The following is a 16,147-nucleotide window of genomic DNA, read 5'->3' on the forward strand; positions in this document are numbered from 1 at the left end:
GCCGGGCTGCCACGGTGCGGCCCAGCCAACCCACGCCCTTCAGCGATGGAAGATCGATGTCGCCGGACTACGAGACCGAGTACAACAACCGCGCCCGCGTGCCGGAACATCCGGGAATCATCGCCGGCTGGCAGGCCGATGCCGCCGCCTACCGTGCCGAGGCCCTGCGCGAGCTGGACGTCTCCTATGGCGAGGGCGAGCGCCAGGCCTACGACCTGTTCAAGCCCGAGACGATCCGCGGCAACGCGCTGGTGATGTTCATCCATGGCGGCTACTGGCAGGCGCTCGACCGCAGCTATTTCTCGCATATGGCGCGCGGGCTGAACCGGCTCGGCCTGCCGGTCGCGGTCGTCGGTTACGATCTCTGCCCGCAGGTCCATCTCGGCCACATCGTCTGGGAATTGCAGCAGGCGGCTGCGGCGCTGTGGCGGCGCTTCGGCCTGCCGGTGATCGCGACCGGGCATTCCGCCGGCGGCCATCTCAGCGCCTGCACGCTTGCCACCGACTGGAAGAATGTCGACCCGGACCTGCCAGACCAGCTCGTGCCGGCAGCCTATGGCATCTCCGGCCTCTACAACCTGAAGCCCCTGACCGAGACCAGCATCAACAAGGCGCTGAATCTCGACCTGGCTGCCGCGGAACTGGAAAGCCCGCTGTTCTGGCCGGCGCCGTCGCGGCTGACCATGGATGCCGTGGTCGGCGGCGCCGAGAGCGACGAGTACCACCGGCAGAGCCGCCGCCTCACCGATGTCTGGGGGCTGGAAGGCGTGACGACGCGCTACGAGGAAATCCCCGGAGCCAACCATTTCACCGTGATCGCCGGACTGACCGATCCGGAGAATGCGATGACCCGACGGATCGCCGCGCTCGCCGGCGCTTGATCTTACCACGCAGAGGATTCTATCCAGACCCAACAGAGTTTCGGAGCGCGCGATGCAGACCTTCTTCGTCGAGATCAAATGCAGGCTCGGCAAGACCTATGAGGTCGCCAGCGAACTGGCCGATCGCGAGATCGCCTCGGAGATCTATTCGACCGCCGGCAACTACGACATCCTGGCCAAGTTCCACGTCGCGGCCGATGTCGATATCGGCCATTTCGTCGCGCAGAAAGTGCAGTCGATCCCCGAGATCGCCGACACCCATACGATCATCACCTTCAAGGCGTTCTGAACTTCGCGCCGACGGCGCTGGGGATTTATCGAATCGTTTCCGGCGCTTGCGTGCGGATTCTCGCATGCCGATTCAGCATCTTGCCAAATTGATTCAAGTTCGCAGCCGCCTCATCCTTTCCGCCCCGGCGAAACTGCTGGCGGCGCCGACGGCTTGACGGCGTGGGGGCTTTCGCGCGACCAGCATCCTTCGGACTGCAGGGATCCTCGCGCCATGAAAAGCACGCTCTCCACTGATCTGCGCTCGGGCGCGCTCGTCTATCACCGCCAGCCTCGGCCGGGTAAGCTCGAGATCCAGGCGACCAAGCCGCTCGGCAACCAGCGCGACCTGGCGCTCGCCTATTCGCCCGGCGTAGCCGCCGCCTGCGAGGCGATCGTCGACGATCCCTCGGAAGCCGCCGAGCTGACCTCGCGCCAGAATCTCGTCGCCGTCATCACCAACGGCACCGCCGTGCTGGGGCTGGGCGATATCGGTCCCCTCGCCTCCAAGCCGGTGATGGAGGGCAAGGCCGTCCTCTTCAAGAAATTCGCCGGCATCGACTGCTTCGACATCGAGGTCGAGCAGAAGAACATCGAGAAATTCGTCGAGGTCGTTGCGGCGCTGGAACCGACGTTCGGCGGCATCAATCTCGAGGACATCAAGGGGCCGGAATGCTTCGAGATCGAGGAGCAGCTCAAGGCCCGGATGCAGATCCCCGTCTTCCATGACGATCAGCACGGCACGGCGATCATCGTCTCCGCCGCGGTGCTGAACGGGCTCGACCTCGCGGGCAAGAAGATCGCCGACGTCAAGATCGTCGTCTCCGGCGCCGGCGCCGCCGCGCTCGCCTGCACCAACCTGCTGGTCGAACTCGGCGCGCAGCGCCAGAACATCTGGCTCACCGATATCGACGGCGTGGTCTACAAGGGCCGCAACACGCTGATGGACCGCTGGAAGGAGGTCTACGCGCAGGAGACCGATGCCCGGACGCTGAGCGACGTCATCGGCGGCGCCGACGTCTTCCTCGGCCTTTCCGCAGCCGGCGTGCTCAAGCCCGAGATGGCCAAGCAGATGGCGACGAAGCCGCTGATCCTGGCGCTGGCCAACCCCAACCCCGAGATCACGCCGGAAGATGCGCTCGCCGTGCGCCCCGACGCGATGATCTGCACCGGCCGCTCGGATTATCCGAACCAGGTCAATAACGTCCTGTGCTTCCCCTATATCTTCCGCGGCGCGCTCGACGTGCAGGCGACGACGATCAACGAGGCGATGAAGCTCGCGGCGGTGCGCGCCATCGCCTCGCTCGCCCGCGAGGCGACGTCCGACATCGCGGCCCGCGCCTATGGTGGCGAGGCCTCGACCTTCGGCGCGAACTCGCTGATCCCGAACCCGTTCGATCCCCGCCTGATCATGCGCATCGCGCCGGCTGTCGCCGAGGCGGCGATGGTGACCGGTGTCGCCCGCAAGCCGCTGGTCGATGTCGAGGCCTATCGCGAGCAGCTCTCGCGCTTCGTCTTCCGCTCCGGCTTCCTGATGAAGCCGCTGTTCCAGAAGGCCAAGGCCGACCCCAAGCGCGTGATCTACGCCGAGGGCGAGGACGAGCGCGTGCTGCGCGCCGCCCAGGTCGCGCTGGAGGAAGGGCTCGCCGTTCCGATCCTGATCGGCCGCCCGAGCGTGATCGAGACGCGCATCCAGCGCTTCGGTCTGTCGCTCAAGCCCGGCGTCGATTTCGAGGTGGTGAATCCCGAGGACGATCCGCGCTATCGCGACTATGTCCAGACCTATCTCGACATCGCCGGCCGGCGCGGCATCACGCCGGAGGCCGCCCGCTCGCTGGTGCGCACCAACAACACCGTGATTGCCGCGCTCGCCGTCGCCCGCGGCGAGGCCGATGCGATGATCTCGGGCCTCGAAGGCCGGTTCATGTCCCGCCTGCGGCATATCAAGGACATCATCGGCATGGCGCCCGGCGTCTGCGACCTTGCGGCGATGACCCTGATCATCACCAACAAGGGTGCCTTCTTCATGTCGGACACCCATGTGAAGCACGATCCGACGGCGGAGGAGATCGCCGACATGACCGTGCTGGCGGCGAGCCATGTCCAGCGCTTCGGCATCGACCCGAAGATCGCCCTGCTGTCGCATTCCGATTTCGGCGCGGCCGACACGCCCTCCTCGCTCAAGATGCGCAAGGCTCTGAAACTGATCCGCGAGCGGGCGCCGCATCTCGAATGCGACGGTGAGATGGAGGCCGATACCGCCCTCGTGCCCCTGATCCGCGAGCGCGTGCTGCCCTCCTCGACGCTGAAGGAGATGGCGAACGTCCTGATCTTCCCCAATCTCGACGCGGCCAACATCTCCTACCAGTTCGCCAAGGTGATGGCCGACGCATTGCCGGTCGGGCCGATCCTGATCGGCACGGCCAAGCCCGCCCATATCCTCACGGGATCGGTGACGGCGCGCGGCGTGGTCAACATGACGGCCGTCGCAGTGGTCGAAGCCCAGGAAAGCGCGGCGGAAGCGGCCAGCCGTTGAGCCTATAGCCACCCCCTGACAAACAACGAGCGAAAACCGCGGCCTCGCCGTCGTTTTCGCGCTTGGCAGACTCAATTCGACAGGGTCTACTCCCCCTGAAGTCGGGCATCGCTCGCAACGACGCCCGGCTTGAGGGAGGTTGCCATGCTCGACGTCACGCGCCGCCATGCCCCTTTGGCCTTCGCCGCCATCCTGGCCGCGACCCGCGCCGCCGCCCAGGGCCGGATTGTCTTCCACCGCGGCAATGACGGCGATCCCGAGACGCTCGATCCGCACAAGACCTCCACCGTCGCCGAAGCGCATCTGCTGCGGGACCTGCGCGAGGGCCTCGTCATCCACAATATGATGGGCGAGGTCGTACCCGGCGTCGCCGAAAGCTGGACAATGAGTCCGGACGGCAAGAGCTGGCGCTTCAAGCTGCGCGGCAACGCGAAATGGTCGAACGGTGACCCGGTCAGGGCCTCGGATTTCGTCTATTCCTTCAGGCGTATCGTCAATCCGGAAACCGGTGCGAAATACGCCAACCTGCTCTTCCCGATCCGCAATGCCCAGGCGATCCACAAGGCCGCCGCCGGCTCCTCGTTGGAAACGCTCGGCGTCACCGCTCCCGACGAGAGCACGCTGGAGATCGCACTGGAGCAGCCGACGCCCTACCTGCTCGAGCTCCTGACCCATCAGAGCGCCCTGCCCGTGCACCCACCCAGCGTAGCCAGGGCGGCGCAGGAGCCCGAGCGGCCGGAGAACTGGATCACCAACGGCCCCTATATGCTCAGGGAACTGGCGCCGAACTCGCATATCCGGCTCGACCGCAACCCGCATTTCCATGCGGCCGCCGATGTGCAGATCGATACCGTGATCTTCTATCCGGCGTCCGACCTCGCGGCGGCGGTGCGGCGCTTCCAGGCCGGCGAACTGCATCTCACCACGGACATCCCGGCCGACCAGTTCAAGAGCCTGAAGGAAAAGCTCGGCGACCAGGTCCGGATCGGCCCCTATCTCGCGACCTATTTCCTGATCATCAACAGCGCCAAGCCGCCCTTCGACGACGAGCGCGTCAGGCGGGCGCTATCGCTGCAGATCGATCGCGAATTCATCGCCGACCGGATCTGGGGCGGCACGATGCTGCCGGCCTATGGCGTGATACCTCCGCATATCGGCAATTACGGCGAGCGTGCCGAACTCGATTTCCGCCACGCTTCTGGGCTCGAACGCGAGGACGATGCCAAGCGCCTGCTCGCTTCGGCCGGCTTCGGCAGCATACCGCTTCAGGTCGAGTTCCGCTTCAACACCACCGACAACAACCGTCACACGGCCGAGGCTATCGCAGAGCAATGGCGCGCGATCGGCGTCGAGACCCGTTTCGTCCAGACCGATTTCCGCACGCATTTCGCCTATCTGCGCGATGGCGGCGATTTCGACGTCGCCCGCTATGGCTGGATCGGCGACTATTCCGACCCGCAGAACTTCCTCTTCCTGTTCGAGAGCGACAATGCCGGCTTCAACATCGGCAAGTACAGCAATCCGCAATTCGACGCGTTGATGAAGCTCGCGACCGAGGAACTCGACATCGCCCGGCGCGCCGCGATCCTGCGCGAAGCCGACAGCATCGTCATCCGCGACGAGCCGTGGATTCCGGTACTGCACTACTCGACCAAGAACCTGGTCTCGCCGAAGCTGGCCGGCTTCGAGCAGAACCTGCGCGGCGCGATCCCGACGCGGTTCCTGAGCCTGAAGGCCTGAGGCTCGGCCCTGCACCAGACGCCGGGCCGTTTCCACGCCTTGAGGCTCGCAACCGGCGCCAAGCTTCGCTAGGAAGGTCCGGCGTTCCCTTCCAATCAGCGAGTCCGCATCGATGAGCCGCATCGTCTACGTCAATGGCGCCTATCTTCCCGAGGAAGAGGCCAAGATCTCCGTTTTCGACCGCGGCTTCATTTTCGGCGACGGCATCTATGAGGTTTCGGCCGTGATCGGCGGCAAGCTCGTCGATTGCGAGGCGCATCTCGCGCGCCTCGAGCGCTCCTGCGGCGAAATCCGCCTCGACCTGCCCTGGTCGAAGGCCGAGCTCGTCGCGATCCATCAGGAGCTGATCAAGCGCAACAATCTCGATGAGGGCGGCATCTATCTGCAGGTCTCGCGCGGCGCTTCCGATCGCGATTTCCCCTTCCCGAAGGATGTCCAGCCGACGCTGGTGATGTTCACCCAGGCCCGCAACTTCGTGAATGCGCCGACAGCCAAGACCGGCATCAAGGTCGTCTCGACGCCGGACCTGCGCTGGGCCCGCCGCGACATCAAGAGCGTCAATCTGCTCGCCCCGGTGCTGGCCAAGCAGTTCGCGCTGGAAAGCGGCGCGCAGGAAGCCTGGCTCACCGAGGACGGCGTGGTGACCGAAGGCGCCTCTTCCACCGCCTGGATCGTCAAGGGCAAGACACTGATCTCGCGCCCACTCTCCAACAAGGTTCTGCCGGGCATCACCCGCAAGGCGGTGCTGGCCTATCTCGCGGAATCCGGCTTCACCTTCGAGGAGCGCGAGTTCACGCTGGAAGAGGCGCTCGACGCCGAGGAGGCCTTCATCACCTCCGCGACCAGCCTCGTCATGCCGGTGACCACGATCGACGGCCACACGATCCATAACGGCGCCCCCGGCCCGACGGCGCTGCGCCTGCGCGAGATCTATATCGACTACGCCCGCAAGGGCGGCGTGCTCGGCTGAGGCATCGGGCCCGTTCAACGGCGTCATGCTCGCCCTTGTGGCGAGCATCTACGTCTTGGACAGCGCCCTCGATAGGCGAAGGCGTGGATGGTCGGGATAAGCCCGACCATGACGGATGGCGCTAGGCGCCGCCCGGGAATGACGAACCCGCGGCCAATTCCCCCATCACATAGGTCGCGGCGACATTGCGCTCGTCGCCCAGCGTGACGAGCACGAAGAGTTCCTCCGCGAGATCGCGCACCGTCTCCATGCGATGCGCCATCGCCCGCGTCGCGCCCGTATCGAGCACGACCACATCCGCCTCGCGGCCGGGCTCGAAGCTGCCGATCAGGTGATCGAGGCCGAGTGCCACCGCATTGCCCCGCGTGATCGCATGCAGGGCGCCCAAAGCCGACAGGCTTTGCCCTTGAAGCTGCAGCACCTTGTAGGCCTCGGCCATGGTCCTGAGCATCGAATAGGAGGTGCCCCCGCCGATATCGGTCGCGACCGCGACCTTGACGGCGCGCTGCCGGGCATGCGCCCAGTCGAACAGCCCTGAGCCGAGGAAGAGATTCGAGGTCGGGCAGAACACCGCGACCGCGCCGGTGTCCGCAAAGGCCTGCCATTCATTGTGGGTCATGTGGATGCAATGGCCCATCAGGCTTTTCGCACCGAGCAGACCATAACGCCGGTAGATATCCGCATAGTCCGCAGCTTCGGGATAAAGCTCGCGGGCAAAGGCAATCTCGGCTCGGTTCTCATCGATATGGGTCTGGACATGACAGCCGGGATGCTCGGCCGCCAGCCTCCCCGCCGCCGCCATCTGCTCCGGCGTCGAGGTTATCGCGAAACGCGGGGTGATCGCATAAAGCTGGCGGCCCTTGCCGTGCCAGCGCGCGATCAGCGTCTTGGAATCGCTATAGCTGCTCTCGGCCGAGTCGGTCAGCGCTTCCGGCGCATTGCGATCCATCATCACCTTGCCGGCGATCATGCGCGTGTTGCGGCGCTCCGATTCCGTGAAGAAGGCCTCCGCCGATTGCGGATGGACCGAACAATAGACCGCCGCCGTGGTCGTGCCGTTGGCGAGCAATTCGTCGAGAAAAAAGCGCGAGAGCTTCTCGGCATGGCCCTGCTGAGCGAGCTTCTGCTCCTCGACGAAGGTATATTTGTTCAGCCACTCCATCAATTGCGCGCCATAGGAGGCGATCACCTGGGTCTGCGGCATGTGGATATGGGCGTCGATGAAGCCCGGCATGATCAGATGCGGGCGGTGGTCGACGATCTCAGCACCGGCCGGCAGCGTCCGCAGCAGGTCCCGCGCCTCGCCTGCCGCCTGGACCAACCCGCTCTCGATGACGAGCAGCCCGTCCTCGACATAACGATGCGCGGCCTCGCCCGCGGTCTCCGGATCGTCGACGAACCAGAGCAGGCGGCCGCGCAAGGCGCGCAATCGGGTGGAGGTGGTCACGTCGGGCGGCTCCGGCACAATTCCACATCACATCTGCACCAAATCGAAGCTTCCGGCCAAGGCCGGATCATGCCTAATCTGCGGGCATGATTTGGCTTTGCGAGTGGAGCGAGAGGGATGCGTGAGAGCTTGCGCTTCCTGCTCGGCGACAGACTGGTCGAGATCGACCCCTGCGATCCGACGCTCACCGTGCTCGACTGGCTGCGCCTCGACCAGCGCATGACCGGCACCAAGGAAGGCTGTGCCGAGGGCGATTGCGGCGCCTGTACCGTCGTCGTCGGGCGACTGGATCGCGGGCGGCTGCGCTACGAGGCGATCAATGCCTGCATCCGCTTCCTGCCGACGCTGGACGGCTGCCAGCTTCTCACCGTCGAGCATCTGAAAGGCGCCGACGGCAGCCTGCACCCGGTCCAGCAGGCGATGGTCGAGTGCCATGGCTCGCAATGCGGCTTCTGCACACCGGGCTTCGTGATGTCGCTGCTGGCGCTGAGGCTCAACGAGGCCGAGCCGAGCATCGGCCGCATCGAGGATGCGCTCGCCGGCAATCTCTGCCGCTGCACCGGCTACGAGCCGATCATCACCGCCGGCCGCCGCATGGACGAGATCGCGCCGCGCGAGGCGGATCGGTTCCTGCGGGAACGGGAGGCCGTTGCGACGCGGCTTGCCGCCCTGGATGATGACGAGACGCTGTCCCTGCAAGGTGGAAGCGGACGCTTCTATGCACCCACGACGGTGGAGGCGCTGGCCGATCTCGTCGCGGCGCATCCGCAGGCGACGCTGGTCGCCGGTGCCACGGATGTCGGGCTCTGGGTTACCAAGGCGATGAAGCGGATCGATCCCGTGATCTATCTCGGGCGGATCGAGGCGCTGCGCGCGATCACTGACGAAGGCAGCCATCTGCGCTTCGGTGCGATGGCTGGTCATATCGATGTCCGGACGGCGCTCGCCGCCCTCTCCCCTCAGCTCGACGAGTTGATGCGCCGTTTCGGCGGCGAGCAGGTGCGCAATGCCGGCACGATCGGCGGCAACATCGCCAATGGCTCGCCGATCGGCGACCTGCCGCCTGCCCTGATCGCGCTCGATGCCACGCTGGTCCTGGCAAGGCGCGGGGAAACCAGCCTCGAACGCCGTAGCATCCCGCTCGAAAGCTTCTTCATCGAATACCGCAAGCAGGACCGGCGGCCCGGGGAATTCGTCGAGGCTGTGCTGGTGCCAAAACTTGCGGACGGCATGCTGTTCCATGCCTCGAAGGTCTCGAAGCGCTTCGACGAGGATATTTCCGCCGTCTGCGGCGCCTTCCGGCTCGCGCTGGCCTCCGATGGCCGGGTCAGCGACGCCCGCCTCGCCTATGGCGGCATGGCCGGCATCCCGAAGCGGGCGAAGGCGGCCGAAGCCACGCTCGTCGGCCAACGTTGGGACGACAAGGCCGTCACAGCCGCCATCGCAACCCTCCCGCAGGATTTCACACCGCTCGACGACATGCGCGCCTCGGCGCATTATCGACTCAAGATCGCCGGCAACCTGCTGCTGCGCTTCCTGATCGAGACGACGGAAGCTGAGACGCGAACGCGGGTCGCCGGCCTGCTGGCGGAGGTCGCCCATGGCTGACGCACGCCGCAAGCTCGATATCGGACTGGAGAGCGGGCCGGTCGGCAGCTCCCGCACCCATGATTCCGCGCCCAAGCATGTCGCGGGCGAAGCTGTTTATATCGACGACATCGCCGCGCCCGATGGACTACTACACGCCTATCTCGGCACGAGCACGATCGCCCATGGCCGGCTGCTCTCGCTCGACCTCGATGCTGTCCGCGCCGCGCCGGGCGTCGTCGCGGTGCTGACGGCAGCGGACATCCCCGGCGCCAACGACATTTCCTCGACGCATCTCCATGACGAGCCGCTCTTCGCGACGCAGGCTATCCTGTTCCACAGCCAGCCGCTTTTCGCGGTCGTGGCTGAAACGCGCGAGCAGGCGCGCCATGCCGCGACGCTGGCGAAGGCGGATTATGCCGAGGAACCGCCGCTGATCGACATCGCTGCGGCGCGCGAAGCCGGGGGGAAACTCGTCACCGAACCGCTCAAGCTCGAACGGGGCGATGTCACTACCGCCATGACCGCGAGCCCGCACCGGCTGAAAGGCGCGATGGCGATCGGCGGGCAGGAGCATTTCTACCTCGAAAGCCAGGTCGCGCTCGCTATCCCCGGCGAGGACGAGGACATGGCCGTGCTGGTCTCGACCCAGCATCCGAGCGAGGTCCAGCACATGGTCGCGGCCGTGCTCGGGGTCGGCTCGCATGCGGTGACGGTCGAGGTCCGCCGCATGGGCGGCGGTTTCGGCGGCAAGGAGACGCAGGCCAATCTCTTCGCCTGCGTCGCGGCAGTCGCAGCCCGCAAGCTCAAGCGGCCGATCAAGCTCCGGCCCGACCGCGACGACGACATGGCGATCACCGGCAAGCGCCATGATTTCATCTGCGATTACGAAATCGGCTTCGACGACGAGGGCCGCATCCATGCGCTCGACGCCGTCTATGCGGCGCGCTGCGGCTGGAATGCCGATCTCTCCGGGCCGGTGACCGACCGCGCCCTGTTCCACATGGACAATTGCTATTTCTACCCGGCGGTGCGCGCCCGCTCGGAGCCGCTTTTCACCAACACCTGCTCGAACACCGCCTTCCGCGGCTTCGGCGGGCCACAGGGCATGGTCGGGGCCGAGCGCTTCATCGAGGAGATCGCCTACGCGACCGGTCTCGACCCGCTGGAGGTGCGCCGGCGCAATCTCTATGGCGGCGCCGGCCGCGATGTAACGCCCTATCACCAGACGGTCGAGGACAATATCGCAGCGGATGTCATCACCGAACTGGAGCGGCGCTGCGACTATCAGACCCGCAAAGCGGCGATCCGCGAGGCCAACAGGACAAGCCCGATCGTCAAGCGCGGCATCGCGCTGACACCGGTGAAGTTCGGCATCTCCTTCACCGCGACTTGGTTCAACCAGGCCGGTGCGCTGGTGCATGTCTATACGGACGGCACGGTCGCGCTGAACCATGGCGGCACCGAGATGGGGCAAGGGCTCTATATCAAGGTGGCGCAAGTGGTGGCCCATGCCTTCGGCATCGGACTCGATCAGGTGAAGATCACCGCGACGACGACCGGCAAAGTGCCGAACACATCCGCTACGGCCGCTTCCTCGGGCTCCGATCTCAACGGCATGGCGGCGCTCGACGCCTGCGAGACGATCAAGAAGCGATTGTCGGAGTTCGCCGCGAAGCATTGGCAGGTCGAGGCGGAGGATGTCGCCTTCTTGCCGGGACGCGTGAAGATCGGCACCCGCGAGATCGCCTTCAAGGAACTGATCGCCGCCGCCTATATGGCCCGCGTCCAGCTCTCGGCGACGGGCTTCTACGCGACGCCCAAAATCCACTGGGACCGCAAGGCCGGGCGCGGCCACCCGTTCTACTATTTCGCCTATGGCGCAGCGGCGGCCGAGGTCGCAATCGACACGCTGACCGGGGAGTACAAGGTCGAGCGGGTCGATATCCTCCATGATTGCGGACAGTCGCTGAACCCGGCGATCGACAAGGGCCAGATCGAGGGCGGCTTCGTGCAGGGCATGGGCTGGCTCACCACCGAGGAACTGGTCTGGGACAAGAAAGGCCGGCTCTGGACCCATGCGCCCTCGACCTACAAGATTCCCGTCGCCTCCGACCGCCCGCAGATATTCAACGTGCATCTCCTGGAAAATGTGCCGAACCGCGAGCCGACGATCCATCGCTCCAAGGCGGTGGGCGAGCCGCCTCTGATGCTGGCGATCTCGGTGCTGCACGCACTGTCGGATGCGGTGGCGAGCGTCGGCGATCATCGCTTCTGCCCGCGCCTCGATGCCCCTGCGACGCCGGAGCGCGTGCTGGATGCGGTCGAGCGGGTCAAGGCGGAGGCCACATCATGACCCTCGCCGCCTTCCTGGTAGCCCATCAGCGCGACGGCATCGTCCTGGTCCGGATCGAGGCGGCGGAAGGCTCGACGCCGCGCGAAGCCGGGGCTTGCATGGCGGTCAGCCCGAACGCCATCGCCGGAACCATCGGCGGCGGGCAGCTCGAATTCCACTGCATCGACATCGCCCGGCACATGCTCACCGAGGGCGCCGAGGATCAATTGCTCGATATCCCGCTCGGGCCGCAGATGGGGCAGTGCTGCGGTGGGCGGGTGCGTGTGTCGCTCCGCCATGCGGGAGCGGCCGAGATCGCCCTGTTCAGCGCCCGCGAGAAGGCCGAAGCCGCGACGCGGCCACCGGTGCTGATCTTCGGGGCCGGCCATACCGGCCGCGCGCTGGCAAAGGCACTGGCACCGCTGCCCCTCTCGGTCTCGCTGATCGACGATCGAGACGACGTCATGAGCGGGCTGCCGGCAGCCGTCACCTGCATCCGCATGGCCGATCCCGCCGATGCGATCGCGAGCGCTCCGGCAAAAGCCGCCTTCGTCGTGCTCTCGCATAGCCACGCGCTCGACTACCGGCTGGCGGAAGCGGCGCTGGCCCGTGGTGATGCGGCTTATGTCGGCATGATCGGCTCGGCCACGAAGCGGGCCCGCTTCGAATCCGGCTTCCTGCGCGCTGGTGGTCGGCGTGAGGCTCTGGCGCGCTTGACCTGCCCGATCGGCGGCTGCGATGTGGACGACAAGCGCCCGGAGGTGATCGCGGCCTTGACGGCAGCCGAGCTGGTGCGTTGCTTGCTTGGCCGCCGGGAACCGGCGAAAGGGAGACGGTCGCGACATGAATCAGCCGCGTGAGCAGAAGGTGCCGCCGCGGCTGGCGCTCGCCCATGTCTCGAAGAGCTTTCCCGGCGTCAAAGCCAATGAAGACATCAGCCTGAGCGTCAAGCCGGGCGAAATCCACGCGCTGCTTGGCGAGAACGGCGCCGGCAAGTCGACGCTGGTCAAGATCATCTACGGCGTCCAGCAGGCCGACGAGGGCGCCATCTCCTGGAACGGCTCGCCCGTTGCGATCCCCTCGCCCAAGGCCGCGCGCAAGCTCGGCATCGGCATGGTCTTTCAGCATTTCTCGCTGTTCGACGCGATGACGGTGATCGAGAATATCGCGCTCGGGCTCGACGAGGCGGTCGATCGCGAGGAGCTGAAGGCTCGCGTCGCCGCGATCCTGCAATCCTATTCGCTGCCGCTCGATCCGGAGCGCGAGGTTCATACGCTCTCGGTCGGCGAGCGCCAGCGCATCGAGATCGTGCGCTGCCTGCTGCAGAAGCCGAAGCTCCTGATCATGGACGAGCCGACCTCCGTCCTGACGCCGCAGGAGGTCGAGCGCCTGTTCGCGACGCTCAGGCAGATCGCGACCGAGGGCTGCTCGATCCTCTACATCTCGCACAAGCTGCACGAGATCAAAGCACTGTGCGACAGCGCCACGATCCTGCGCGGCGGGCGCGTCGTCGCGACCTGCGACCCCAAGGTCGAGACGACCAAGCGCATGGCCGAGCTGATGATCGGCGCGGAACTGCGCAAGATCGAGCACGGCAAGGCGGCTGGCTCCGGCGCCATCCGGCTGGAAGTCAAAGGACTGTCGCTGCCGGGTGAGCCCCCCTTCGGCACGGATCTGGAGAGCGTTTCCTTCGAAGCCCGGGCCGGCGAGATTCTTGGGATCGCCGGCGTCGCCGGCAATGGACAGGCGGAGTTGCTGACCGCCCTCTCGGGCGAGCAACTCGCGACCGGCTCGGAGGCAATCAAACTCGACGGCAAATCCGTTGGTCTTGAGGGCGCCGGCACACGCCGGACGCTCGGCCTCGCCTGCGTGCCCGAGGAGCGCAACGGCCACGCTGCCGTGCCGGATTTCTCGCTCGCCGATAACGGGATCCTCACGGCGCGTCACCGGCTCCCGCTGGCGCCGCATGGCTTCATCAGCCGCAGCAGCGTGAAACGCTTTGCAGATGGCGTCATCAAGCTCTTCGACGTCCGGACCACCGGCAACGCCGCGCTCGCCCGCTCGCTCTCGGGCGGCAACCTGCAGAAATTCATCATGGGCCGCGAAATCGGCCAGCAGCCGGCCGTTCTTGTCGTCTCGCAGCCGACCTGGGGCGTCGATGCCGGTGCGGCCGCCGCGATCCGACAGGAACTCGTCGACCTCGCGGCCAAGGGCTCGGCCGTGGTGGTGATCTCGCAGGATCTCGACGAATTGCTGGAGCTCGCCGACCGGCTCTGCGTCATCAACGAAGGTCGGCTCTCTGTGCCGCGCCCGGTCGCGAGCCTCGGCATCGACGAGATCGGCCTGATGATGGGCGGCGTCCATGGCGCGGAGGCAGCCCATGCTTGAATGGCGCCGCCGCCGCGAGCCCAGTCTGCTGATGCTGGGCCTGAGCCCAGTGATCGCGATCGGGCTCACCATGCTCATCGGCATGATCGTCTTCACCGCCATGGGCTATGACGGCTTCCACGCGGTCGGCAGCATCTTCCTGACCCCCTTCCTGGAGCCGCAACGCTGGGGCGATATCGGGGTCAAGGGCGCGCCGCTCGTCATGATTGCACTCGGGCTCGCCATCGGCTTCCGCGCCAATGTCTGGAATATCGGCGCCGAGGGGCAATACGTCATGGGCGCCATCGCCGGCACCGGCGTCGCCCTCCTGACCTATGACATGACGGGATGGTGGATTCTGCCCGCCATGGTGCTCGCCGGCATTCTCGGTGGTATGGCCTGGGCCGCGATCCCGGCCTTCCTGCGCGTCAAGCTGCAGGTCAGCGAGATCCTGACCAGCCTGATGCTGACCTATGTCGCGGTGCAGTTGCTGTACTTCCTCGTGCGCGGGCCGTGGAAGGACCCGGGCGGCTTCAATTTCCCGCAGACGCGGATGTTCACCGCCGATCAGACGCTGCCGACAGTGCTGGAAGGGACGCTCGTCCATCTCGGCATTCCGGCCGCGCTGGTGCTCGCGATCATCGCCTGGCTGCTGATGGAGAAGACCACGGCAGGCTACGCGATCAAGGTCGTCGGCCTGGCGCCCGCAGCCGCCCGCCATGGTGGCTTCAGCGCGGCGCGCACGACCTGGGCGACCATGCTGATCAGCGGCGCGCTGGCGGGTCTCGCCGGCCTGTTCGAGGCGGCCGGTCCGTTCGGGCAGCTCACGCCGCAATTCCCGGTCGGCTACGGCTTCACCGCGATCATCGTCGCCTTCCTCGGCCGGCTGAACCCGCTCGGCATCGTCTTCGGCGGCATCGTGCTGGCGGGAACCTATGTCGGCGGCGAGATCGCGCAATCGACGGTGAGGCTGCCGCAGGCCGCGACCGGCCTGTTCCAGGCAACGCTGTTGTTCATGCTGCTGGCAACCGACGTGCTCGTGCGTTGGCGTATCGGTTTCAAGCGGAGGGCGGCATGACCTCCGCCATGTTCATCTCCATCCTGATGACGCTGATCGCGGCTTCGACGCCGCTGCTGCTCGCATCGCTCGGCGAGCTCGTCGCAGAGAAGGCCGGCGTGCTCAATCTCGGCGTCGAGGGCATGATGTTGTGCGGCGCCGTCGCGGGCTTCGCGGTCGCCTTCTCCACCGGCAGCACCGGCATCGGGCTGGTCGCGGCGGCTTTCGCAGGCGTCGCGGCCTCGATGGTCTTCGCCGTGCTCGCGCTCTCGCTGATGGCCAACCAAGTCGCCACGGGGCTTGCGCTGACGATCTTCGGCATCGGCGCCTCCTCGCTGATCGGCGCGGGCTTCGTCGGGCGCACCGTCACGCGGCTTCAGCCGGTGTTTCCGGAAGCGCTGTCGGAACATCCGCTGCTGCGGGTGATCTTCGGACACGACATCCTCGTCTATCTCTCGCTTGCGCTCGTTGCCGCCGTGAGCTGGTTCCTGCGCCGGACGCGGCCGGGCCTGATCCTGCGCGCCGTCGGCGAGAACGACGCCTCGGCCCATGCGATCGGCTATCCCGTGATCGCCATCCGCTACGGCGCCATCGCCTTCGGTGGCGCCTTGGCAGGTCTCGGAGGCGCCTATTTCTCGCTGGCGTTGACGCCGATGTGGGCGGACCGGCTGACGGCCGGCCGCGGCTGGATCGCACTTGCGCTCGTCGTCTTCTCGGCCTGGAAGCCGGGGCGGCTCCTGCTCGGCGCCTACCTCTTCGGCGCCGTCATGACGCTCGAATTGCAGGCCAAGGCGGCCGGCGTCAGCTGGCTCGCGCCCGAGGTTCTGGCGATGGCCCCCTACCTTGCGACGATTGCGGTTCTGACCATGATGTCGCTAGGACGAAAGACCGGCCGGCTCGACGCGCCCGCCTGCCTCGGCAAATCCTTCTCGGCGTCCTGACGCCGCAACCGACAACGGG

12 protein-coding genes are annotated in these 16,147 nt (G+C 66.4%); 11 read left to right on the forward strand and 1 reads right to left on the reverse strand.

Annotated elements, in window-relative coordinates; all coding sequences use genetic code 11:
- Positions 1-56: 56 nt before the first annotated feature.
- The 5 genes from AC1RLU_RS09920 to AC1RLU_RS09940 all read left to right on the forward strand — a co-directional run bounded on the left by AC1RLU_RS09920 (position 57) and on the right by AC1RLU_RS09940 (position 6,394).
- Complete coding sequence (locus AC1RLU_RS09920) at positions 57-881, forward strand: alpha/beta hydrolase (protein ID WP_061964494.1); 825 nt, start codon at positions 57-59, stop codon at positions 879-881.
- Positions 882-933: 52 nt separating this feature from the next.
- Positions 934-1,170 carry an Lrp/AsnC ligand binding domain-containing protein gene (locus tag AC1RLU_RS09925; protein WP_061964496.1) on the forward strand — a complete coding sequence of 79 codons (237 nt, stop codon included), beginning with the start codon at positions 934-936 and terminating at the stop codon, positions 1,168-1,170.
- 213 nt (positions 1,171-1,383) lie between these two features.
- Positions 1,384-3,684: an NADP-dependent malic enzyme gene (locus AC1RLU_RS09930; RefSeq protein ID WP_061964498.1), complete on the forward strand. Its 2,301-nt coding sequence runs from the start codon at positions 1,384-1,386 to the stop codon at positions 3,682-3,684.
- A 144-nt stretch (positions 3,685-3,828) separates the two neighbouring features.
- The gene (locus AC1RLU_RS09935; RefSeq protein ID WP_492795340.1) at positions 3,829-5,424 is read left to right on the forward strand and encodes a peptide ABC transporter substrate-binding protein; all 1,596 of its coding nucleotides are present in this window, start codon (positions 3,829-3,831) and stop codon (positions 5,422-5,424) included.
- A gap of 112 nt (positions 5,425-5,536) precedes the next feature.
- Complete coding sequence (locus AC1RLU_RS09940) at positions 5,537-6,394, forward strand: D-amino-acid transaminase (RefSeq protein ID WP_492795341.1); 858 nt, start codon at positions 5,537-5,539, stop codon at positions 6,392-6,394.
- Positions 6,395-6,515: 121 nt separating this feature from the next.
- Here the strand turns inward: AC1RLU_RS09940 and guaD are convergent, their stop codons facing one another.
- A complete protein-coding gene (gene guaD / locus AC1RLU_RS09945; protein WP_492795342.1) occupies positions 6,516-7,841 on the reverse strand; it encodes a guanine deaminase in 1,326 nt (441 codons plus the stop codon).
- A gap of 117 nt (positions 7,842-7,958) precedes the next feature.
- Between guaD and xdhA the strand changes: the two genes are divergently transcribed.
- From xdhA to AC1RLU_RS09975, 6 genes are read left to right on the forward strand one after another with little or no spacing between them, the layout of a single operon-like run.
- Positions 7,959-9,449 (forward strand): xanthine dehydrogenase small subunit, encoded by a 1,491-nt coding sequence (xdhA, locus tag AC1RLU_RS09950; protein ID WP_492795344.1) that lies wholly within the window; start codon positions 7,959-7,961, stop codon positions 9,447-9,449.
- Positions 9,442-11,784: a xanthine dehydrogenase molybdopterin binding subunit gene (xdhB, locus tag AC1RLU_RS09955; protein ID WP_492795345.1), complete on the forward strand. Its 2,343-nt coding sequence runs from the start codon at positions 9,442-9,444 to the stop codon at positions 11,782-11,784. The genes xdhA and xdhB overlap by 8 nt, the downstream gene beginning before the upstream one ends.
- Positions 11,781-12,623, forward strand: coding sequence for a xanthine dehydrogenase accessory protein XdhC (gene xdhC / locus AC1RLU_RS09960; protein WP_492795346.1), 843 nt, complete (start codon positions 11,781-11,783; stop codon positions 12,621-12,623). The genes xdhB and xdhC overlap by 4 nt, the downstream gene beginning before the upstream one ends.
- Positions 12,607-14,151, forward strand: coding sequence for an ABC transporter ATP-binding protein (locus AC1RLU_RS09965; protein ID WP_492795348.1), 1,545 nt, complete (start codon positions 12,607-12,609; stop codon positions 14,149-14,151). Before xdhC ends, AC1RLU_RS09965 begins: the two co-directional genes overlap by 17 nt.
- Entirely contained in the window at positions 14,144-15,208 is a 1,065-nt protein-coding gene (locus AC1RLU_RS09970; protein ID WP_142115050.1) for an ABC transporter permease, read from the forward strand. The genes AC1RLU_RS09965 and AC1RLU_RS09970 overlap by 8 nt, the downstream gene beginning before the upstream one ends.
- Complete coding sequence (locus AC1RLU_RS09975) at positions 15,205-16,128, forward strand: ABC transporter permease (RefSeq protein ID WP_492795350.1); 924 nt, start codon at positions 15,205-15,207, stop codon at positions 16,126-16,128. The genes AC1RLU_RS09970 and AC1RLU_RS09975 overlap by 4 nt, the downstream gene beginning before the upstream one ends.
- Positions 16,129-16,147: the final 19 nt, after the last annotated feature.

The organism is Allobosea sp. GW822-FHT05A11, from assembly GCF_058800455.1.

Bases quoted from the DNA above. Each gene is read 5' to 3' on its own strand.
- AC1RLU_RS09965 (WP_492795348.1), top strand. From the start codon at position 12,607: ATGAATCAGCCGCGTGAGCAGAAGGTGCCGCCGCGGCTGGCGCTCGCC.
- AC1RLU_RS09930 (WP_061964498.1), top strand. From the start codon at position 1,384: ATGAAAAGCACGCTCTCCACTGATCTGCGCTCGGGCGCGCTCGTCTAT.
- xdhB (WP_492795345.1), top strand. From the start codon at position 9,442: ATGGCTGACGCACGCCGCAAGCTCGATATCGGACTGGAGAGCGGGCCG.
- xdhC (WP_492795346.1), top strand. From the start codon at position 11,781: ATGACCCTCGCCGCCTTCCTGGTAGCCCATCAGCGCGACGGCATCGTC.
- AC1RLU_RS09975 (WP_492795350.1), top strand. From the start codon at position 15,205: ATGACCTCCGCCATGTTCATCTCCATCCTGATGACGCTGATCGCGGCT.
- AC1RLU_RS09920 (WP_061964494.1), top strand. From the start codon at position 57: ATGTCGCCGGACTACGAGACCGAGTACAACAACCGCGCCCGCGTGCCG.
- AC1RLU_RS09970 (WP_142115050.1), top strand. From the start codon at position 14,144: ATGCTTGAATGGCGCCGCCGCCGCGAGCCCAGTCTGCTGATGCTGGGC.
- xdhA (WP_492795344.1), top strand. From the start codon at position 7,959: ATGCGTGAGAGCTTGCGCTTCCTGCTCGGCGACAGACTGGTCGAGATC.
- AC1RLU_RS09925 (WP_061964496.1), top strand. From the start codon at position 934: ATGCAGACCTTCTTCGTCGAGATCAAATGCAGGCTCGGCAAGACCTAT.
- AC1RLU_RS09940 (WP_492795341.1), top strand. From the start codon at position 5,537: ATGAGCCGCATCGTCTACGTCAATGGCGCCTATCTTCCCGAGGAAGAG.
- AC1RLU_RS09935 (WP_492795340.1), top strand. From the start codon at position 3,829: ATGCTCGACGTCACGCGCCGCCATGCCCCTTTGGCCTTCGCCGCCATC.